At 63.1% G+C, this 20,759-nt stretch carries 16 protein-coding genes; 7 read left to right on the forward strand and 9 right to left on the reverse strand.

Annotated elements, in window-relative coordinates; all coding sequences use genetic code 11:
* Nucleotides 1–192 precede the first annotated feature (192 nt).
* Nucleotides 193–2,931, reverse strand: a complete 2,739-nt coding sequence (gene polA, locus UC34_RS15995; RefSeq protein ID WP_044456323.1) for a DNA polymerase I — start codon at nt 2,929–2,931, stop codon at nt 193–195.
* Here polA and UC34_RS16000 point away from each other — a divergent pair, their 5' ends adjacent.
* Entirely contained in the window at nt 2,932–3,666 is a 735-nt protein-coding gene (locus tag UC34_RS16000) for an LOG family protein (protein WP_044456324.1), read from the forward strand.
* Between the two features lie 177 nt (nt 3,667–3,843).
* On the opposite strand, the gene UC34_RS16005 is transcribed toward UC34_RS16000, so the two are convergent.
* Entirely contained in the window at nt 3,844–5,088 is a 1,245-nt protein-coding gene (locus tag UC34_RS16005) for a YeeE/YedE family protein (RefSeq protein ID WP_052811092.1), read from the reverse strand.
* Between the two features lie 355 nt (nt 5,089–5,443).
* On the opposite strand from UC34_RS16005, the gene UC34_RS16010 reads away from it, so the two are divergent.
* From UC34_RS16010 to UC34_RS16020, 3 genes are all read left to right on the forward strand, one after another.
* Entirely contained in the window at nt 5,444–5,815 is a 372-nt protein-coding gene (locus tag UC34_RS16010; RefSeq protein ID WP_150622049.1) for a hypothetical protein, read from the forward strand.
* Between the two features lie 126 nt (nt 5,816–5,941).
* Nucleotides 5,942–6,913, forward strand: coding sequence for a homoserine kinase (locus UC34_RS16015; protein WP_044456328.1), 972 nt, complete (start codon nt 5,942–5,944; stop codon nt 6,911–6,913).
* 31 nt (nt 6,914–6,944) lie between these two features.
* Nucleotides 6,945–7,760 carry a BPSS1780 family membrane protein gene (locus UC34_RS16020; RefSeq protein ID WP_044456329.1) on the forward strand — a complete coding sequence of 272 codons (816 nt, stop codon included), beginning with the start codon at nt 6,945–6,947 and terminating at the stop codon, nt 7,758–7,760.
* Nucleotides 7,761–7,886: 126 nt separating this feature from the next.
* On the opposite strand, the gene UC34_RS16025 is transcribed toward UC34_RS16020, so the two are convergent.
* The gene (locus tag UC34_RS16025) at nt 7,887–10,205 is read right to left on the reverse strand and encodes a UvrD-helicase domain-containing protein (RefSeq protein ID WP_044456330.1); all 2,319 of its coding nucleotides are present in this window, start codon (nt 10,203–10,205) and stop codon (nt 7,887–7,889) included.
* Between the two features lie 110 nt (nt 10,206–10,315).
* Here UC34_RS16025 and UC34_RS16030 point away from each other — a divergent pair, with 110 nt between their 5' ends.
* Nucleotides 10,316–13,177 (forward strand): valine--tRNA ligase, encoded by a 2,862-nt coding sequence (locus UC34_RS16030; RefSeq protein ID WP_044456331.1) that lies wholly within the window; start codon nt 10,316–10,318, stop codon nt 13,175–13,177.
* Nucleotides 13,178–13,206: 29 nt separating this feature from the next.
* On the forward strand, nt 13,207–14,094 hold the full coding sequence (galU, locus tag UC34_RS16035) for a UTP--glucose-1-phosphate uridylyltransferase GalU (protein ID WP_044456332.1): 888 nt from the start codon (nt 13,207–13,209) through the stop codon (nt 14,092–14,094).
* A gap of 178 nt (nt 14,095–14,272) precedes the next feature.
* On the opposite strand, the gene UC34_RS16040 is transcribed toward galU, so the two are convergent.
* Both UC34_RS16040 and UC34_RS16045 read right to left on the reverse strand, forming a co-directional pair.
* A complete protein-coding gene (locus UC34_RS16040) occupies nt 14,273–14,500 on the reverse strand; it encodes a sulfurtransferase TusA family protein (RefSeq protein ID WP_044458273.1) in 228 nt (75 codons plus the stop codon).
* A gap of 88 nt (nt 14,501–14,588) precedes the next feature.
* Nucleotides 14,589–15,119, reverse strand: coding sequence for an NUDIX domain-containing protein (locus UC34_RS16045; RefSeq protein ID WP_044456333.1), 531 nt, complete (start codon nt 15,117–15,119; stop codon nt 14,589–14,591).
* A gap of 281 nt (nt 15,120–15,400) precedes the next feature.
* On the opposite strand from UC34_RS16045, the gene UC34_RS16050 reads away from it, so the two are divergent.
* Nucleotides 15,401–16,696 (forward strand): chloride channel protein, encoded by a 1,296-nt coding sequence (locus UC34_RS16050; RefSeq protein WP_044458274.1) that lies wholly within the window; start codon nt 15,401–15,403, stop codon nt 16,694–16,696.
* A gap of 120 nt (nt 16,697–16,816) precedes the next feature.
* Here the strand turns inward: UC34_RS16050 and UC34_RS16055 are convergent, their stop codons facing one another.
* From UC34_RS16055 to UC34_RS16070, 4 genes are all read right to left on the reverse strand, one after another.
* Nucleotides 16,817–17,809: a threonine aldolase family protein gene (locus tag UC34_RS16055; protein ID WP_044458275.1), complete on the reverse strand. Its 993-nt coding sequence runs from the start codon at nt 17,807–17,809 to the stop codon at nt 16,817–16,819.
* Nucleotides 17,810–18,042: 233 nt separating this feature from the next.
* Nucleotides 18,043–18,231, reverse strand: coding sequence for a 4-oxalocrotonate tautomerase (locus UC34_RS16060; protein ID WP_044456334.1), 189 nt, complete (start codon nt 18,229–18,231; stop codon nt 18,043–18,045).
* A 136-nt stretch (nt 18,232–18,367) separates the two neighbouring features.
* Nucleotides 18,368–19,138 (reverse strand): class II aldolase/adducin family protein, encoded by a 771-nt coding sequence (locus UC34_RS16065; protein WP_044456335.1) that lies wholly within the window; start codon nt 19,136–19,138, stop codon nt 18,368–18,370.
* A gap of 92 nt (nt 19,139–19,230) precedes the next feature.
* The gene (locus UC34_RS16070) at nt 19,231–20,475 is read right to left on the reverse strand and encodes a YbfB/YjiJ family MFS transporter (RefSeq protein WP_044456337.1); all 1,245 of its coding nucleotides are present in this window, start codon (nt 20,473–20,475) and stop codon (nt 19,231–19,233) included.
* Between the last annotated feature and the right edge of the window lie 284 nt (nt 20,476–20,759).

Consider the following 20,759-nt stretch of genomic DNA (forward strand, 5'->3'; position numbering starts at 1 on the left):
TCGACGAACTGCCCGACCGGCGATATCGATTACCTTACCGCAGAGTGCGGACTTCGGGTATTCCGGCCGCCCTATTCCCGCTATTGCGTGATCCTGATCGTCGTGCCGTCCGACGTATGCCCGGCATCGCTTCGGACGAACCGAACGAACCGGACGAACCCCGCACGCCGTTGCGGCATACGCCGCGCACCGTCAGTGCGCCTGCTCCCAATTCTCCCCCACGCCGACTTCGGCCACGAGCGGTACCTTGAGCTTAGCCACGCCGCACATCAACTCCGGCAGGCGCTTGCGAACTTCCGCCAGTTCATGGTCGGGCACTTCGAGCACCAGTTCGTCGTGCACCTGCATGATCTGACGCGTTTGCAGGCCGCTATCGTCGAGCCAGCGCTGCACGGCAATCATGGAGAGCTTGATGAGGTCAGCGGCCGTGCCCTGCATCGGCGCATTGATGGCGGCGCGCTCGGCCGCCTGACGGCGCGGCCCGTTGCCGCCGTTGATATCCGGTAGCCACAGACGACGGCCGAAAACCGTCTCGACGTAGCCGCGCGCCTTGGCGCTCTTGCGCGTCTCGTCCATGTAGCGCGCCACACCGGGGTAGCGCATGAAGTAGCGGTCGATGTACTGCTTGGCGGCGTCACGCTCGATGCCGAGGTTCGCCGCCAGACCGAAGGCGCTCATGCCGTAGATCAGGCCAAAGTTGATGACCTTGGCGTAGCGCCGCTGCTCGGACGAGACTTCCAGCGGCGTCACGGCAAAGATCTCCGCTGCCGTCGCGCGGTGAATGTCCTCGCCGTTCGCAAATGCACGCAGCAGGCTTTCGTCGCCCGAAATATGGGCCATGATGCGCAGTTCGATCTGCGAGTAGTCAGCCGACACCAGTTGGCTGCCCGGCGGCGCAATGAACGCTTCGCGAATGCGACGGCCTTCGGCCGTGCGCACCGGAATGTTTTGCAGGTTCGGATCGTTCGACGCCAGCCGCCCCGTGATCGCCACTGCCTGCGCGTAGTTCGTATGCACGCGACCGGTCGCCGGATTGACCATCTTCGGCAACTTGTCGGTATACGTCGACTTCAGCTTGGCCAGCCCCCGATACTCGAGCAATACCTTCGGCAGCGGGTAGTCCTCCGCAAGCTTTTGCAGGACTTCCTCATCGGTCGACGGCGCACCGCTGGCCGTCTTCTTGACGACGGGCAGTTGCAATTGCGTGAAGAAAATATCGCCGATCTGCTTGGGCGAATTCAGGTTGAACTGCTGACCGGCCAGCGTATAGGCCTCATTCTCGAGCGTGATCAGCTTGCGACCGATTTCGTCGCTTTGCGCCGCCAGCCGGGCGGTATCGACCAGCACACCGTTTCGCTCCATGCGCTGGAGCACGCGCGCCGTCGGCATTTCGACATCGCGATAAACGAATTCGAGCGTGGCCTCGCGCGCCACGTCCGGATACAGCGCACGATGCAGACGCAGCGTGATGTCGGCATCCTCCGCGGCATATTCGGTGGCCCGCTCGATCGTGACCTCATCGAAGCCGATCTGCTTCGCGCCCTTGCCGCAGACGTCCTCGTACTTCACCGTCGTCACACCGAGATGGCGCGACGCGAGGCTATCCATATCGTGGCTGCGGTGCGATTCGAGCACATACGACTGAAGCAGTGTGTCGTGCGCGATGCCGCCCAACACGATGCCGTAGTTCTCCAGCACGTGCGCGTCGTACTTCAGGTTCTGTCCAACCTTCTTGTGATCGGGGCTCTCGAGCCAGTGCTTCAGGCGTGCGAGCACTTCGTCGCGCGGTAACTGTTCGACTTCGCCCGGTGCGCGATGCGCGACCGGAAGGTATGCGGCGCGCCCCGGCTCGCATGAGAACGACAGACCGACGAGTTGCGCCTGCATCGCGTCGAGCGATGTCGTCTCCGTATCGAATGCCGTCAACTCGGCAGCCTCGATGGTCTTCAGCCACGCATCGAATTGCTCCCACGTCAGCACAGCCTCGTACTGTCGCTCGATAGTGTCGGCCATCGGCGCCGGCGCTGGCTCGCCGGCTTGCGATGCCACGGCCGCTTCCGCTTCGCGCAGCAACGTCTTGAAGCCGTGGCGCGAAAAGAAATCGCGCAGCACTTCAGCGTCTTCGGGCTGGGTTTGCAGACTGGCTTCGATGGAGGTGACCTGCGGCGCGAGATCGCAATCGAGCGCCACCGTGACAAGCTTGCGCCCCATGGGCAGCCAGTCGAGCGCACGACGCAGGTTCTCGCCGACGGCGCCCTTCACTTCCGCCGCGTGCGCGACGAGGTTATCCAGATCGCCGTATTGCGTGAGCCATTTGACGGCCGTCTTCGGGCCGCACTTCTCGACGCCCGGCACATTGTCGACGGTGTCGCCCACCAGCGTCAGGTAATCGACGATGCGCTCGGGCGGCACGCCGAACTTCGCGAGGACCGCGGGAGCGTCGAGCGTTTCGTTGGTCATCGTGTTGACGAGCGTCACACGGTCGTTCACGAGCTGCGCCAGATCCTTGTCGCCGGTCGAGACGACCACGCGCATGCCGCGCTCGGCCGCCTGCCTGGCGAGCGTGCCGATGACGTCGTCCGCTTCGACGCCGTCGATCATGAGAAGCGGCCAGCCCATCGCGCGCACGGCTTCGTGAATCGGTTCGATCTGCGCACGCAGATCGTCTGGCATCGACGGACGGTTCGCCTTGTACTCGGGATACCAGTCGTCGCGGAACGTCTTGCCCTTTGCATCGAAAACGCAAGCGCTGTACTCTGCATGAACGTCTTTACGCATGCGGCGCAGCATATTGACGATGCCGTGCAGCGCGCCCGTAGGCTCGCCGCTGGGCCCGCGCAAATCCGGCAGGGCGTGATAGGCTCGATAAAGATAACTCGAACCATCGACCAATAAGAGCGTCTTACCTTCCAGACTTTGCTGTTCCGACATATGACTAAGAGAAGAAAAGAGATACCGAGTCTGCGCATGTTGGCAGACCATGAGCGCGCCACGGCCAAGAAGGCGCGCGCGTCGTGGCAGATGTTCACGATTATGGCAGAGTTCATCGAGGCGACCGAGTACCTGTCCGAGATCCGGCCGGCCGTGAGCATCTACGGAAGCGCACGCATCAAGCCCAAGTCGCCGTTCTACAAGTTGACGATGACCATCGCGCGCAAGTTCTCGGACAACGGCTTCGCCGTCATCTCCGGTGGCGGCCCCGGCATCATGGAAGCCGCCAACAAGGGTGCGCACGGCGGCGCGTCGCCGACCGTCGGTCTGAACATCGAACTGCCGCACGAACAGAAAGGCAATCAGTGGCAGGACATTTCGCTGCGCTTTCGTCACTTCTTCACACGCAAGGTCACGTTCGTAAAGAACTCGGACGCCTTCGTCATCATGCCGGGCGGCTTCGGCACCCTCGACGAACTGTCTGAAGTGCTCACGCTCATCCAGACGCAGAAATCGCGTCGCGTACCGGTGATTCTTGTCGGTTCCGAGTTCTGGAAAGGCTTGCTCGACTGGGTGCGCACATCGATGCTGCCGATGGGCCTGATCAGCGAGAAAGACCTCGATCTCGTGCAGGTGATCGACGATCCGGACGAAATTCTCAAGGCGGTGTTCGCGTTCTACGACGGTCACATCGAGCCCGAGACGGAGACCAGCGAAAAGATGTTTTATCTGTAATTGCCGACGCGAACGTCCGAGAACATCGAAATACATCGTTCACGTCTTTGGCGATGCCCTGATCGACGCAAAAACGGCGCTGCGACTTCATCGCAAGCGCCGTTTTTGCATCGACCAGCTGCGACCGGATGCGATCAGATGCGCACCGTCGGCCGATAACGGATGAACCGAACCGGTTCAGCAGCCGCTCTCGCGCGGCGTGGTTTCGACTTCCAGACCGAAGAACGGACGCAGGCGCGTGCCGAATACATTGCCGAAGAACGCCGCCACCAGCCACAGCCAGCCATGCAGGCTGCCCGAAATGATGCCGCTGAAGTACGCCCCGATATTGCAGCCGTACGCCAGACGTGCGCCGTAACCGAGCAATAGACCGCCGACCACCGCGGCGACGAGCGAACGTGCGGGAATCTTCCACACCGGCGCGAATTTGCCTGCCAGCGAGGCGGCGACCAGCGCACCGAGAATGATGCCGAGGTCCATGACCGTGGTCACATCCTGCGCGACCGGCGCGTTGAGCACATTCACCTGCTTGGCCCAGTAGGGCCACGAGGCGACGTCGATCCCCAACGCCATGAAGGCCTTGGCGCCCCAGAGCGCAAACGCCGACGTCACCCCCCACGGACGACCTGCCAGCGCGAGCGTTGCGTAGTTGAGCAACACGAGCGCCAAAGCGCCCCACAAGAGCGGCCACGGACCGCGCAGCAGGGCCGGCGTGCCCTTGGTGCTACGCGTCATCGGCACACCGACGATACGGCCATGACGGCGCTTCTCCGCCCACAATGTGAACACGCCAATCGCCGCAAACAAAGCAAGATTGGCGATCAGCGCCGGCCACAGCCCCCATACCTTTACCAGCGAGACCGGCTTGATGTGGGGCAGCGACTCCCACCACGGCATGTGCGCGGTCGCGACCACCGAGCCGACGATGAACGCCGCGAGCGTGACGAGCATGCGCGTATTGCCGCCGCCCGCCGTATAGAGCGTGCCGGAGGCACACCCGCCGCCAAGCTGCATGCCGATGCCGAAAATGAACGCGCCGAACGCCACCGACACCCCGACCGGCGAGACAAGGCCGACCACTTTGTTGCCAAACAGCATGCCGTCGGCCAGCGCCGGGAAAAACAGCGCGACGCCAACGGCCAGCATCACCATCTGTGCGCGCAACCCCGCACCGCGACGATCCGCAATGAACACGCGCCACGCGGACGTAAAGCCGAAGGCAGCGTGATAAAGCGCGAGACCGAGCAATGCGCCAACGCCTGCGAGCGCCGCCTGCTTCGGTCCGACCGTCGCCTGAAGATAGGCAATGCCCAGCACGATGAGCAGCAGCGCGACCGTGAGCGGTCGGGCGTTGTATGAAGAGGGGGAAGAAGGGGTCGGCGGCGCCGTTTTGACGGCGGCCGGGGCGGCGGAAGACGACATGACTTTCTGACTCCAGAATGCAGATGGGTGGCACGTGGCCACCCATTGAGACAATGTAGCAGGGTGCCAGAACGCGACACTCAGGAAAACTACCGTTTGGTGATTTTCTTATTACCATAAGAAATATAAGAACATTGTCGCCATCCCTCTCAGCCCACGAATTCAGACAGTCGCCCCGTTGCGAAACGCCCTTCGGGGACACCTCCCACGCCTCACAGGCAAGTCACCACGCCGCATTCCGCCAGATTCCACAATGCGAAGCGGAACACGTTTGATAGAATGGAGACATTGGAACCCGCTGCGCCGGCCCGGCATGCCCCGTTCGCCACAGATGCGTTCCCGCCCTCGGAGAATAATGATGAAAACGCGCTTTTCCCGTGCCCTGCCCCTGTTGATCGGCGCCGGCCTGCTGCTCGCCGGCCAGGCGTTTGCCCAGGACGGCAAGGAAACCGCCGCACAAGCCGCCAAGCGCGAGGCCGACGCCCGCGCGGCCGCTACCAGCACCCAGTCGGTCGACGTCAATCAGGAGCGCAAGCCGAGCTATTACGTGAACGACCAGGGCACCACCGTGACCGAGTATCGCGATCGCGGCAAGCCGACGGAAATCGACGTCCACTCTCGCTTCGGCACCAACTATCAATTGACCACGCCGCCGGACAATTCGCCGCGCACGCGCGACAACACGTCGCAAAACGACCGTCTGCCGTCCGTCGGACTGAAGTTCTGACGTCTCTGGTAATCTGATGCCTTCGCGTGCCGGTTTGCGGCGCGCGCGCTTCCTGTCTGTCTCGAACCAGCGGCCCGCTGCACACGCACGGGCCGTTTGTCTGAGTCTTATCCACTCAACGCACGCATGGCCGTTTTTACTTCCGTCTCGCCCGAGCAGCTTCAACAGTGGCTGCAACGCTACGATTTGGGGAAAGTTCTCGACTTCCGCGGCATCAGCTCGGGTATCGAGAACACCAATTACTTCCTGACGACCGAGCGCGGCGAGTTCGTCCTGACGCTGTTCGAGAAACTCACGGCCACGCAGTTGCCGTTCTACCTTCAGTTGATGGGGCATCTGGCCCATCACAGCGTGCCGGTCCCCGATCCGATTCCGGATCGCACGGGCGAGATTCTGGGCGAGCTCAACGGCAAGCCGGCCACCATCGTCACCAAGCTGGCGGGGCGCTCGGAACTCGCCCCCGCGCCCGAGCACTGCGCACACGTGGGCGCCATGCTTGCCCGCATGCATCTGGCCGGACGGGACTTCACGCTGGAGCAAGCCAACCTGCGCAGCCTGCCATGGTGGCGCGAAGCAGCGCCCGCCGTGCTGCCGTTCCTGAGCGACGCCGAGCGCGCGCTGCTCGAGAGCGAGATGGCGCATCAGGAAGCATTTTTCGCGTCGGACGATTACCGCACGATGCAATCCGGCCCATGCCATTGCGACCTGTTCCGCGATAACGTGCTGTTCGACAGGACGGAAGACGGCACGCCCCGACTGGGCGGCTTTTTCGACTTTTACTTCGCCGGCTGCGACAAGTGGCTCTTCGATCTCGCCGTGACGGTCAACGACTGGTGTTGCGACCTCGCGACCGGTACGCTGGACGACGCGCGCGTGCACGCGATGCTCCGTGCCTACGAGACGGTGCGCCCGCTCACGGCCATCGAGGCGGCGCACTGGGGCGACATGCTGCGCGCCGGCGCACTGCGATTCTGGCTATCGCGCCTGTATGATTTTCACTTGCCGCGCGCGGCCGAGATGCTCAAGCCGCACGATCCGGGGCATTTCGAACGAATCCTGCGCAAACGCATCGAAGCCGTTTCCATTCCCTGGCTGTAACCCGACGCTCCATCGGAGTCATTCGAACCCTATGCAATTGCTTGAAGTCCCGCCGAAGAGTGGTTATGTGTGGCTGCGCCAGGGGATCTGGCTGTTCCGCAAGAACCCGCTCGCCATCATGAGCCTGCTGTTCGCCTACCTGTTCGGCACGCTGGTGATCTCCCTCGTGCCCGTCGTTGGCGGGCTCGTGTCGCTGGTGCTCGTCCCGGGCCTGTCGGTGGGCTTCATGGCCGCCTGCCGCGACATCATCAAGAACAAGCAGGTGTTGCCGCAGGTCCTGCTCGATGGTTTTCGCGGACACGGCAAGGAAGTGGCGCGCCGCCTGCTGGTGCTCGGCGCCTACTACATGGGTGCAACGGTCATCGCGTATCTGGTTTCATCGTTGTTCAATGGCAGCGACCTGATCAACAAGGTACTGTTCGAAGGTAACGTGAATCGCGATGAGGTCATGAACAGCACCGCGGGGCTGGTGGCGGCCATGGCGTTCGCCGTCGCCTACATTCCCGTGGCCATGCTGTTCTGGTTTGCGCCGGTGCTCGTGGCGTGGCACGACATCACGCCGGTCAAGGCGATCTTTTTCAGTTGGACCGCCTGCACCCGCAACTTCCGCGCGTTCGTCGTCTATGGCCTGTGCGTCATGCTCCTCGCGATGGTGTCGTCGATGATCCTCGTGATCATCATGGCCGCGCTGGGTGTCTTCCAATACGCGATGTTGCTGTTGTGGCCGCTGTCGCTGCTGTTCGCCGCCATCGTCTACTGCTCGTTTTACGCGAGCTATCGCGGTTGCTTCGGCGTGCAGGAAATCGGCGCCATCGACCCGAACGTCGCCCCGCCCGACGGCGCATAAGCCGCTACATAGGCACGACGCCTCGGCAATGTCGCAATGTCGAGCGCCCACAAAAAAAGCACCCGCGGGTGCTTTTTTTGTGTCCCGCGTTGGCGGAGACCCTGCCCACACCGCCGCGTCAGGCGATCACTCGATCGGCTGCAGCTTGGCGACCGCCAACGCGAGCCATTTTTCGCCATGACGGCCGAATTTGACGTGGGCGCGCGCCTCGTCGCCCGTGCCTTCGAGCCCGATGATCTTACCCTCGCCGAACTTGGTGTGAAACACGCCTTGCCCGAGCTTGAAACCGGTCTCCGACGCACGCGAACGATCGGCGAGCGCCTTTTCGGATTTCGTTGCGGCCCACTCGTCCTTTGGGGCACTCACTTGCGGACGAGCAAACCAGTCCCGCCCCCACGCCGGCTCGGCTTGCGCCAGACGCGCGCCCGGTTGCGCACGCGGCATGAGGAACTTAAGCACCGTTTCCGGGATTTCATCGAAGAAACGCGATCGCACGTTGTAGCGCGTCTGGCCGTGCAGCATGCGGCTTTGCGTGAACGACAGGTATAAACGCTCCTTCGCGCGCGTAATGGCCACGTACATCAGGCGACGCTCCTCTTCGAGCCCGTCGAGCTCCATCGCGCTGTTCTCATGCGGGAACAGACCTTCCTCGAGACCAGTGACGAACACGGCGGTAAATTCCAGCCCCTTGGCAGCGTGCACCGTCATCAGCTGCACTGCGTCCTGCCCCGCCTCGGCCTGATTGTCGCCGGCTTCGAGCGACGCATGCGACAGGAAGCCCGCCAATGGCGTCATTTCGACCGGCGTATCGGCGTCCACCACGCCATCGGGCGACGCCAGCACGTCGGGCGCACCGGGCAATGCCGGGCGCATGGCGATGAGACGCGCCGGAGCGTCGAGCCCGTAGCCCTCCTCGGCAATGAAGGCCGTCGCGGCATGTACCAGTTCCTGCAGGTTCTCGATGCGGTCCTGCCCTTCCTTTTCCGTCTGGTAGTGCGCAATCAGGCCGCTCGCGTCGATCACATGCGTGACGACTTCCGGCAGCGTGAGACGCTCGGTGTCATGGCGCATCTGCTCGATCAGCCGCACGAACGCCAGCAGATTCGTCCCGGCCTTGCCCGTCATGTAAGGCACTGCGGCGTACATCGAGCAGTTGTAAAGGCGGGCCGCATCGGCCAGTTGCTCCAGCGAGCGCGCACCGATCCCACGCGTCGGGAAGTTGACGACCCGCGCAAACGCCGTATCGTCGTTCGGATTTTCGATCAGACGCAGATACGCCAGCGCATGCTTGACTTCCTGACGCTCGAAAAAGCGCAGACCGCCATACACGCGATAGGCGATCCCCGCGCCCACGAGCGCGTGCTCCATGACACGCGACTGGGCGTTGCTGCGGTAAAGGATGGCGACATCCTGACGCGACAGCCCTTGCGCGACCAGCGCCTTGATTTCCTCGACGAGCCAGCTCGCCTCCTGCAGATCGGTCGCGGCTTCGTACACACGAATCGGCTCGCCGTGCCCGGCGTCGGTTCGCAGATTCTTGCCCAGACGCCGCGCGTTGTTCGAGATCAGCGCATTGGCCGCGTCGAGAATGTTGCCGTGCGAGCGGTAGTTCTGCTCCAGCTTGATGAGATGACGAACACGGAATTCGCGCTCGAAGTCCGCCATATTGCCGACGTTGGCACCACGAAACGCGTAGATACTCTGATCGTCGTCCCCCACGGCGAACACCGCGCCGTTCGCGCCGGCGAGCATCTTCAGCCAGGCGTACTGGAGCTTGTTGGTGTCCTGGAACTCGTCGACCAGAATGTGGCGAAAGCGCGTCTGGTAATGCACGCGCAGCGGTTCGTTATGCTTGAGCAGCTCGAAACAGCGCAACAGCAGTTCGGCAAAGTCCACCACGCCTTCGCGCTGGCATTGTTCCTGGTAACTCGCGTAGAGTTCGACGAACTTCTGGTTGAAGGCGTCGTTGGCCTCGACCTCGTGCGGGCGAAGGCCCTGCTCCTTGGCGTTATTGATGAAGTACTGGAGATTCTTGGGCGGGAATTTCTCGTCGTCCACATTCGCCGCTTTCATCATCCGCTTGATGGCGGAGAGCTGGTCGGCCTGATCCAGAATCTGAAAGCTCTGTGGCAGCCCGGCGTCCCGGAAGTGGGCGCGCAGCATGCGGTTGCACAAGCCGTGGAAGGTGCCGATCCACATGGCGCGCGTGCTGATCGGCAGCATGGCGCCAAGCCGGGCCTGCATTTCCTTGGCGGCCTTGTTGGTAAAGGTCACGGCCAGAATGCCCGCCGGACCGACGTGTCCCTGCTGGATCAGCCAGGCGATACGGGTCGTGAGCACGCGCGTCTTGCCGGAACCCGCGCCCGCGAGAATGAGGGCCGGCTCATCCGGGAGGGTGACGGCGGCCAGTTGTTCGGGGTTCAGGTTGGCGAGCAGATCGGGCATGTCGGATACGGATTTCGAATGAAGCCCGATTATAAATCCTGCTGCGGCGCGGAAATGGCACCGAATCTTTTATAATTCAGGGTTTCACGCATTACACGGTCCATCAATCCATGAGCGACAGCGACAATACGCTTGCCAAGAGCTTCGAGCCGCAGGACGTCGAAGCCCACTGGGGCCCCGAATGGGAGCGCCGCGGCTATGCCCGGCCGACTTTCGACGACGCCCGCGAAGATTTCAGCATCCAGTTGCCGCCGCCGAACGTCACCGGCACGCTGCACATGGGTCACGCGTTCAACCAGACGATCATGGATGGTCTGACGCGCTACCACCGCATGAAGGGCGCGAACACCCTGTGGGTGCCGGGCACCGACCATGCGGGCATTGCCACCCAGATCGTCGTCGAGCGTCAGATGGACGCCGAGAAGGTCTCGCGCCACGACCTCGGTCGCGAGAAGTTCGTCGAGCGCGTGTGGGAATGGAAGGAGCAGTCGGGCAGCACGATCACGCGCCAGATTCGTCGCCTCGGGGCTTCCATCGATTGGAGCCGCGAGTACTTCACGATGGACGAAAAGATGTCCCGTGCGGTGCGCGACGTGTTCGTCACGCTCTACGAGCAGGGCCTGATCTATCGCGGCAAGCGTCTCGTGAACTGGGAATCGGTCCTGCTCACCGCCGTGTCCGACCTGGAAGTGGTCAGCGAGGAAGAAGAAGGCTCGCTGTGGCACATTCGCTACCCGCTCACCGACGGTTCGGGCACGCTCACGGTCGCCACCACGCGCCCGGAAACGATGCTCGGCGACACAGCGCTGATGGTGCATCCGGAAGACGAGCGCTACAAGCATCTGATCGGCAAGACGGCCATGCTGCCGCTGTCCGATCGTGAAATTCCAATCATTGCCGACGAATACGTCGATCGCGAATTCGGCACCGGCGTGGTGAAGGTCACGCCCGCGCACGACTTCAACGACTACGCCGTCGGTCAGCGCCACAACCTGCCGCAGATCAACATCCTCACGCTTGACGCGAAGATCAACGAGAACGCCCCGGAAAAGTACCGCGGCCTCGACCGTTTCGACGCCCGCAAGCAGATCGTGGCCGACCTGGAGGCCCTCGGCCTGCTCGAATCGGTCAAGCCGCACAAGCTGATGGTGCCGCGCAGCGACCGTACCGGCACGGTCATCGAGCCGATGCTCACGGATCAGTGGTTCGTGGCGATGAGCAAGCCGGCGCCCGAAGGCACGTTCCATCCCGGCAAGTCGATCACCGAAACCGCACTCGACGTCGTGCGCAGCGGTGAAATCAAGTTCGTGCCGGAGAACTGGACGACGACCTACAACCAGTGGCTCGAGAACATTCAGGACTGGTGTATCTCCCGCCAGCTCTGGTGGGGCCATCAGATTCCCGCGTGGTACGACGACGCCGGCAACGTGTTCGTCGCCCGCTCGGAAGCGGAGGCCATCGAGAAGGCACGTGCTGCCGGCTCGACCGGCCCGCTCAAGCGCGACGAAGACGTGCTCGACACGTGGTTCTCATCGGCACTCGTGCCGTTCTCGTCGCTCGGCTGGCCGCAGGAAACGCCTGAACTGAAGCATTTCCTGCCGTCGTCGGTACTCGTGTCGGGCTTCGACATCATCTTCTTCTGGGTGGCGCGCATGGTCATGATGACCACGCACTTCACCGGCAAGGTGCCGTTCAGGACCGTGTACATGCACGGCCTCGTGCGCGACGCCGAAGGCCAGAAGATGTCGAAGTCGAAGGGCAACACGCTCGATCCGATCGACATCGTCGACGGCGTGTCGCTCGAGGCTCTGGTCGCCAAGCGCACCACGGGGCTGATGAACCCGAAGCAGGCGGCAAGCATCGAGAAGAAGACGCGCAAGGAGTTCCCGGACGGCATTGCGCCTTTCGGCACGGACGCGCTTCGCTTCACGTTCGCCTCGATGGCCACGCTGGGTCGCAACATCAACTTCGATCTGGCGCGCTGCGAAGGCTATCGCAACTTCTGCAACAAACTGTGGAACGCCACGCGCTTCGTGCTGATGAACTGCGAAGGGCAGGACTGCGGTCTCGCACCGTGCGTGGGCGATTGCGGTCCGGACGGGCAACTTGACTTCTCGCGCGCCGACCGCTGGATCGTGTCGCTGCTCCAGCGCGTGGAAGCCGATGTCGCCAAGGGCTTCACCGACTACCGCTTCGACAACATCGCCAGCGCCATCTACAAGTTCGTGTGGGACGAGTACTGTGACTGGTACGTCGAACTGGCCAAGTGGCAGATTCAGAACGGCACGCCGGCCCAGCAGCGCGCCACGCGCCGCACGCTGCTGCGCGTGCTCGAAACGGTGCTCCGTCTGGCCCACCCGATCATCCCATTCATCACCGAAGCCCTGTGGCAGAAAGTGGCCCCGCTGGCCGGCCGCTATCCGGCGGACAAGGCGCCGGGCGAAGCCAGTATCATGGTGCAACCGTATCCGGTGGCCGATACCAGCAAGATCGACGAGGATGACGAAGCGTGGATGCAGCAGCTCAAGGCCGCGGTGGACGCCTGCCGCAACCTGCGAGGTGAAATGAACCTGTCGCCGGCGCAGCGTGTGCCGTTGCTGGTGGCGGGCGACGTGCCGTTCCTGACGTCCATCGCACCGTATCTGCAAACGCTTGCCAAACTCTCCGAAGTGCAGGTCCTGGCGGACGAAGCGACGCTCGATGCCCAGGCAGCGGGCGCGCCGCTCGCCGTCGTGGGCGCGAACAAGCTGGCGCTCAAGGTCGAAATCGACGTCGCCGCCGAGCGTGAGCGCCTCGGCAAGGAAGTGAAGCGTCTCGAAGGCGAGATCGCGAAGTGTCATGGCAAGCTGTCCAACGAGAGCTTTGTGGCACGCGCGCCCGCCAACGTGGTGGAACTTGAGAAGCAACGACTGGTCGACTTTGAAGCGGTTCTCGGCAAATTGCAGGCACAGCTCGCCCGCCTGCCCGGCTGAGACGCTCTATATCCATCAGGGAGAAACCAATGAAAACCGTTGTGACGAAAGCCGTGTTCCCGGTCGCGGGCCTCGGCACCCGGTTCCTGCCGGCGACCAAGGCGAGCCCGAAGGAAATGCTGCCGGTCGTGGACAAGCCACTGATTCAGTACGCGGTGGAAGAAGCGGCTGCGGCGGGCATCACGGAGATGATTTTCGTGACCGGCCGCAACAAGCGCGCTATCGAAGATCACTTCGATACGGCGTTCGAACTCGAAGCGGAACTCGAAGCGAAAAACAAGCAGGCGCTGCTCGACGTCGTGCACTCCATCAAGCCGGCGCACATCGATTGCTTCTACGTGCGCCAGCCGAAGGCGCTGGGCCTGGGTCATGCGGTCCTGTGCGCGGAGAAACTCGTGGGCGACGAACCGTTCGCGGTGATCCTTGCCGACGACTTGCTCGACGGTCAGCCCCCAGTGCTCAAGCAGATGGTCGATCTGTACAACCAGTATCACAACTCGATCATCGGCGTGGAAGAGATCCCCATCGAGCAAAGTCGCTCGTACGGGATCGTCAAGGGCACCGAATGGGGTGAGAAGGCCATCGTCAAGCTCACGGATATCGTGGAGAAGCCGGCGCCGGAAAATGCGCCGTCGAATCTGGGCGTCGTGGGCCGTTACGTGCTGCGTCCGCGCATTTTCGATTGCATCCGCGAGATCGACCCGGGCTCGGGCGGTGAAATCCAGCTGACCGACGCCATTCAGAAACTCATGCAGGACGAAGTCGTGCTCGCCTATCGTTACGACGGCAAGCGCTTCGATTGCGGCAGCAAGCTGGGTTATCTGAAGGCAACGGTGGAGTTCGCGCTGCGCCACCCGGAACTCAAGGACGCCTTCCGCCAGTATCTGCAAGACGAGGTGCACGGCGATCTGGCCTGAGCAGCCGGGCGGCGTTGCGAGATCGAGTAACGCAGCGCCAAATAAAAAACCGACGGCGTGTCCGTCGGTTTTTTTGTGCCTGCCGTGACGCGAGTCGGTATCGGTATCGGTATCGCTATCGGTGTCGGTGTCGGTGTCGGTCGTAAACGGGGCGGTGCGCAGCGATGACATGTCGCAATCAGCGACGGCGCATCCAGAAGTGGAACGTCTTGCCCTCTTCGCGCGTCTGGATCAGTTCGTTGCCGGTCTGCTTGGCGAAGGCGCTGAAATCACGCCCGGAACCGGGATCGGTGGCGATGATGTGCAACACCTCACCGCTTTGCATTTCGGCCAGCGCCTTCTTTGCGCGCAGGATCGGCAGCGGGCAGTTCAGGCCGCTCGCGTCGACTTCTTTCTGAAATTCCATGCTCATGTCCCTCACTTCGTCTCGTTCGAATCTCTCAACGGGATTGCCCCGCAAGCTGCGATTCTACCGTAGTCGCCAGGCCACGCCCTCACCCAGCGATCGATAGCCGGGCAGAATCGACATATTCGATCGGCAGATTCCGCCGTCGCAACCACTCGGCCACGGCATGGCCGGTGCCCGCGCGCCACGGACGTACGTGATGCGGCGCCACCAGACGGAACTCGGCCAACTCCTCGGACAGACGAATATCGCCGTCGCACACCGCGTGATAGGCGATGATCAGTTCGTTCTTGCGCATGAATTCGTACACGCCCAGCAACGAAATCGCGTCCGTCTCGAGATTCGTCTCTTCCTTGATTTCACGGCGGATGCCGTCTTCCGGCGTCTCGTCGCGCTCGAGAAAGCCGGTGATGAGCGCAAACATGCCCTCGGTCCATGCGGCATTGCGTGCCAGCAAGATCTGACCGCGATACTCCACCAGCCCGGCCACCACCGGCAGCGGATTATCCCAGTGGACGAAACCGCAGACGTCGTCGGGACAGGCCCGGCGGGTTCGGCCGGCGACCTCGCGCGAGTCGAGAGGGGAAGCACAGCGAGGACAAAAAATTAGGTCGTTCATGATCGTTCTTCAGCGAATTCGAACATCTTAAATGAACTCGCGAAGCGCTGCATATTCGGCGAATTCCGAGACCGGCTCGGACCAGCCCCACGGGGGCTCGCGCGTATAATCGCCTGACGTCTTCCAAATTTCGCTCACGGCCTGTGTCTGATATTCCGCCGAACGCTGCGCAGCCCCACGACTCCCCTCCTCCTGCGTCCGGGCAGCCGTCCGAAGCTTCCACGCCCCCAACGCCTGCCAGGCCTGCCAGCCCCGCCCGGCCTCCCCGACTCTCGACGCGACTGACGCAGCGCGGTGTGCGCCGCTCCCGTCGCCTGTGGCACAACTACGGCGTGTTCTGGCTCGGCGCCGTGCTCGTGGGCCTCGTCTCGGTGGGCTACGCCAAACTCGTGGACTTCGGCTTCGAGTTGTTCCAGCGCCTGTTGTCGCATGGCTTATGGCTTCCGCTCATCGTCACGCCGCTGGGCGCCGCGCTGGCGATCTGGCTGACGCAGAAATGCTTCCGGGGCGCCGAAGGCAGCGGCATTCCGCAGGTGATCGCCACGCTTCAGGACTCACGACTGTCGAAGTCGCTGCTGACGCTGCGCATCATGGTCGGCAAGATTGCAATCTCGTTTCTCGGCATCCTGTGCGGCTTCACGATCGGTCGCGAGGGGCCAACGGTACAGATCGGGGCGTCGCTCATGTACGCCATGCGACGCGGCTACCGGCGAAGCAGTGTGCACATCGAACGTCAACTGACGCTCGCCGGCGCCGCAGCGGGATTGGCCGCCGCATTCAACACGCCGCTCGCCGGTGTCGTCTTCGCCATCGAAGAACTCAGCCGCAGCTTCGTCGCGCGCAACAGCGGCACACTCATTACCGCGATTATTTTTTCCGGGATCGTGGCGCTCGGGTTGCAGGGCAATTATCTGTATTTCGGCCAGATCAAGGCGATCGGCGACTTTCACTGGACGCTGGTACCCGTGGTCATCGCGGCAAGCCTGCTGACCGGCGCGGCCGGTGGCGCCTTTGGCTGGCTGATGCTCAACGTGCCGCGCTGGATGCCCGCAAGACTCGTCGATCTGCGCCGCGCGCATCCGGTACGCTTCGCCTTTCTGTGTGGCGTGGCCATCGCGGTGATCGGCATCGCGTCCGGCGGCACCACGTTCGGCAGCGGTTATGCGGAGGCGCGTGGTCTGCTCGAATCGCACACGGCGCTCTCGCCGCTCTACGCCGTGCTGAAATTTGCGGCGTTGAGCGCGTCGTACCTGTCGGGTATTCCCGGCGGCATCTTCGCGCCGTCGCTCGCGATCGGCGCCGGGCTGGGCAACGTCATGGCCCACGTCACGTCGGTCGTGCCGCTGCCGGCGCTCGCCGCGCTTTGCATGGTCGGCTATCTGGCGGCGGTGACGCAGTCGCCGATCACCTCGTTCGTGATCGTCATGGAAATGATCGACGGCCACCAGATGGTGATACCGCTCATGGCCGTCGCCTTGCTTTCGACGCAAGTCTCGCGGACCATCGCGCCGTCGTTCTACCACACGCTGGCGCACCGCTTTTTGACGCCAACGGTCCCGGCGCCGCGGCAGGGCTGATGTGACGAACCGCCCATGGTCGCCACGCAAACCTCGCGGCGCAGGCGGCACGTCGCTCAGGCGCTACGGTGCTAAGGCGCCAACACGTTCAAGCGTTCAGGAATTCAAGCGTTCAGGCGGTTAGACCTTCCCGCTCAACTCGCGAATATCGGCAGCCAGACGCTCCACCGTGTCTACCCGCGTGTCCCAGGCGCACATGAAGCGGCAACCACCCGCACCGATGAATGTGTAGAAGCGCCAGCCCTTCGCCCGCAATGCTTCGATCACGTAGGCCGGCAATTCGGCGAACACACCGTTGGCTTGCGTCTCGAACATGACGGATACGCCCGGCACGTCACGAATGCGTTTCGCGAGCAATTGCGCCATGTCGTTCGCGTGGCACGCATGACGCAGCCACGTATCGTTCTCGAGCATGCCGAGCCAGGGTGCCGAGATAAACCGCATCTTCGACGCCAGTTGCCCTGCCTGCTTCACTCGATAAGCGAAATCTTCCGCCAGTGCACGGTTGAAGAACACCACGGCCTCGCCCACCGGCAGGCCGTTTTTGGTACCTCCGAAGCACAGCACGTCCACGCCCGCGCGCCAGGTCACGTCGCCAGGATGGCAGCCTAGCGTCGCCACCGCGTTCGCAAATCGCGCCCCGTCCATATGCACGCGAAGATTGCGCCGCTTCGCCACGGCGGAAATCGCCTTGACCTCGTCCACGGTATAGACCGTGCCGACTTCAGTCGCTTGGGTGAGCGTCACGACCTTGGGTTTCGGAAAGTGAATATCCGAACGACGGTTGATCACGGACTCCACCGCCTCGGGCGTGAGCTTGCCGTTGTTTTCCCGACCGCGCGCCGTGAGCAGCTTCGCGCCGTTGGAGAAGAATTCCGGGCCGCCGCATTCGTCCGTCTCGACGTGCGCCAGTTCGTGGCAAATGACGGAGTGATACGACTGCGACAGCGAAGCCAGCGCCAGCGAATTCGCCGCCGTGCCGTTAAAGACGAAGAAGACCTCGCAATCCGTATCGAACAACTGACGAATACCGTCGCAAACGCGCTGCGTCCAGGTATCGTCGCCATAAGAGACCTCGTGACCGCTGGCGTTCGCCTCGACGAGATATCGCATCGCTTCGGGGCAAATCCCGGCATAGTTGTCCGACGCGAAGTGTTGCGGCGTTTGCGGCGCATCGACGGCGGCAGGCGCTGCGGAACCGGCGCTCGCGTTGGGGGAAATATTCGATACGGAGGGGACTTGCGACATGACGACCTCTTCAATACGGCGGGGCCCCATGCAGACGCCCCGCCCCAGACGCGCCGGCCACAGCCGGCCTACCCGAACGCCACTGACCGGCTACCCGCTCAGCGCGAATCCGACCAGAGCGTGCCGCCCGTGGCCCAGTTCTCCCGCTTCACGTCGGTGATGATGATATCGACGGATTCCGGCGTGCACCCGATTGTCTCGACGGCGGCCTGCGTGACCGCTTTGACGAACGCACGCTTTTGCTCGACGGTACGCCCTTCGAACATCTCGACATGAAATGTTGGCATTGCGATGAATCTCCTGATGTCGTTATTGGAATTGATTGGAATCGGCAACGCCGCGCCGCCACGCCACGCGCAAAGGGCATGATCCGCCGCGCCACCACACGCTCCGCGCGCGCCCGCGGGGAAACCCGCCGGGTCGTCAATCGCGAAACGAGGCGTCTATTCTATCGAGTTTGCGCAACAGCGCGGGCCACTCCATCACGCCTTCTAACGCACCGCCGTCTTCCAGTTGGATCGCGGTCTTGTCCTGCACTGCCGGGCTGGGCAGCGTTGGCGTTACCCCACCGGCGAGCGCCTGCAACTGGATCTCGCACGCCTTGACGAGCGTGGCCATCAGCACAAACGCTTCAGCCACCGTGCGCCCCACCGTCAACGTACCGTGATTGCGCAGCAGCATGGCCGGATGCGTGCCAAGCGACGTCACCAGCCGCTCCCCTTCCGGCGGCGAAAACGCCAGCCCTTCATAGTCGTGATACCCGATTCGCTCATGAAAACGCAGCGCGTGTTGCGAGATCGGCAACAAGCCATGAGGCTGGATCGACACGGCGATGCCGGCCGTATTGTGCAGATGCATGACGCATACGGCATCGGGTCGCGCCGCGTGCACTGCGCCATGCAGCGCGAAACCCGTGACATTGACCGGATGCTCGCTCTCGCCCACGATCTCGCCACGCATCGTGATCTTCACCAGATTCGAGGCGGTGACTTCATCGAACGACAGGCCGAACGGATTGATGAGGAAGTGCCCCGGCTCGCCCGGCACCATGGCGGAGATATGGGTATAAATGAGATCGTCCCAGCCGTTGAGCGCCACGAGACGGTAGCAGGCGGCGAGATCCACGCGCATCCGGCGTTCTTCGTCGCTGATTGTGGTGGCGGATTTTCTGCCCGCCTTCAAGGTAAAAGACATACGCGCTCGTTCAGGAAAGTCCGGCGAACGGAGAGTGGTGGAGATGGCGCAATCGCCGGGCAGGAGATCGCGTGCGTCGTGACGGTCCCGGATCAGGGGGCGCGTTCGAGTGAGCGGCGCCAATCCCACACGAAACCGATCGCCCCGAGCGCGAGCACGCCGCTCGCGCACAGCAAGGCCATCGTGAAGCCGCCGGTCGCGGCCACGAGCGGCGCCGCGACCAGCGGCCCGACGATCTGCCCGATCCCGTAGGATGCCGTCACGAGGCCGATCAGACCATTGGCGTTGTCCCCACGCAGACGGCGGCACTCCCGCACGGCATACACCGTGATCGCCGTGAACGGTAATCCGACGAGCACGCTTCCGACAGTGAAACCTGCGACATTCGGCATCACGATACCGATGCCGACACCCAGCCCCTGCATCACATAGCAGGCGGCCAGCAACAGACGGTTATCCCAGGTGATTGGCGCACGCGCACCGACGATCGCGCCCGGAATCACCATAAGACCGAGCAACGGGAAGAAGAGATCGGGCCACGGCGAGCCCGGCAGGGCCTGCCGTGCGATCACGGGCAGGAACGTCGCCGTAATGATGTAGCCGAACCCCGCGAGGCCATAGAGAATCGTCACGGGAATCACGCTCTCGCCACTGCCATGATTGACGGCAGGCGCGGCAGCGAGCTTGGCATCGTCCCCCGACGCCCCTGCCTTCGACGCCTCGGGCGCATCGGCGGCAAACGTGCGCCAGATGACGGCAAGCAGCACGAGGGCAAGCACACCGCAAAGCAGCCAGCCGCCGCGCGCGGGCCACGCGAGCCACTCGTTGAGGCTGGCGAGCAGCCCCGTCACGACAATGCCAGCGCCCGGCCCCGCAAACATCACGCCGCCAAGGCTCGGCATGCGCAGTTCGGCCAGCTTGCGAAAGCCCCATCCCGCCGAGAACACCATCGCCCAGGCGCTCATCACGCCGGCCAGCGTGCGCACGACCGCCCAGATGGCAAACGACTCGAGCAGCCCCATCGCCAGCGTCAGCACGACCGTGGCGGCAAGCGCGAATCGAATGATGAACGTCGGCGTGAGGCGCAACCACATGCACATCAGCGCGCCGACGAAGTACCCCGCATAGTTCAGCGACGCAAGCCAACTGCCATGCTGAATGTCGGTGAGATGCTCGTGCAGCATGAGCGGCAACATCGGCGTGAACGCGAAGCGGCCGATGCCCATGGCGATCGACAACGCCAGCATGCACGACAACGCAATGCGCCAGGCCGCGCGCTCGGGCGACGGTAAATGAGACGAAACGGTGGGGTCGGTATTGGCGACGGTGGCTGGCATGGCAATGGCTGGCCCGTTGGAGGGAGGAGCGAACGTCATGCATCGGCGCAAAGCAAGGTGCACGGCAAACCTGCGGCCGGACGCGCTCACGCGACGCAAGTCACATGCCGAATACTTTACATGCAAACCATCGCCCACAGCGATGGTTCCCCTTTGCAACGCAGGGCAATACGCCGAACGCGCATCAGGCCCCCGGCTACTGGCTCTCGCGTGCGAAACATTCCGGACATTCGGCGCCCCATCCTTTCGGATATCGAAACCGTATCGTCTGCGCACCAGGCCAG

Source organism: Pandoraea vervacti, from assembly GCF_000934605.2.
GTDB classification, from domain to species: domain Bacteria; phylum Pseudomonadota; class Gammaproteobacteria; order Burkholderiales; family Burkholderiaceae; genus Pandoraea; species Pandoraea vervacti.

Coding starts and splice junctions, on each gene's coding strand:
- UC34_RS16055 (WP_044458275.1), bottom strand. CDS start 17,809: ATGCGATATCTCGTCGAGGCGAACGCCAGCGGTCACGAGGTCTCTTAT.
- UC34_RS16045 (WP_044456333.1), bottom strand. CDS start 15,119: ATGAACGACCTAATTTTTTGTCCTCGCTGTGCTTCCCCTCTCGACTCG.
- UC34_RS16010 (WP_150622049.1), top strand. CDS start 5,444: ATGATGAAAACGCGCTTTTCCCGTGCCCTGCCCCTGTTGATCGGCGCC.
- UC34_RS16030 (WP_044456331.1), top strand. CDS start 10,316: ATGAGCGACAGCGACAATACGCTTGCCAAGAGCTTCGAGCCGCAGGAC.
- UC34_RS16005 (WP_052811092.1), bottom strand. CDS start 5,088: ATGTCGTCTTCCGCCGCCCCGGCCGCCGTCAAAACGGCGCCGCCGACC.
- UC34_RS16020 (WP_044456329.1), top strand. CDS start 6,945: ATGCAATTGCTTGAAGTCCCGCCGAAGAGTGGTTATGTGTGGCTGCGC.
- UC34_RS16060 (WP_044456334.1), bottom strand. CDS start 18,231: ATGCCAACATTTCATGTCGAGATGTTCGAAGGGCGTACCGTCGAGCAA.
- UC34_RS16040 (WP_044458273.1), bottom strand. CDS start 14,500: ATGGAATTTCAGAAAGAAGTCGACGCGAGCGGCCTGAACTGCCCGCTG.
- UC34_RS16015 (WP_044456328.1), top strand. CDS start 5,942: ATGGCCGTTTTTACTTCCGTCTCGCCCGAGCAGCTTCAACAGTGGCTG.
- UC34_RS16065 (WP_044456335.1), bottom strand. CDS start 19,138: ATGTCTTTTACCTTGAAGGCGGGCAGAAAATCCGCCACCACAATCAGC.
- UC34_RS16000 (WP_044456324.1), top strand. CDS start 2,932: ATGACTAAGAGAAGAAAAGAGATACCGAGTCTGCGCATGTTGGCAGAC.
- galU (WP_044456332.1), top strand. CDS start 13,207: ATGAAAACCGTTGTGACGAAAGCCGTGTTCCCGGTCGCGGGCCTCGGC.
- UC34_RS16025 (WP_044456330.1), bottom strand. CDS start 10,205: ATGCCCGATCTGCTCGCCAACCTGAACCCCGAACAACTGGCCGCCGTC.
- polA (WP_044456323.1), bottom strand. CDS start 2,931: ATGTCGGAACAGCAAAGTCTGGAAGGTAAGACGCTCTTATTGGTCGAT.
- UC34_RS16070 (WP_044456337.1), bottom strand. CDS start 20,475: ATGCCAGCCACCGTCGCCAATACCGACCCCACCGTTTCGTCTCATTTA.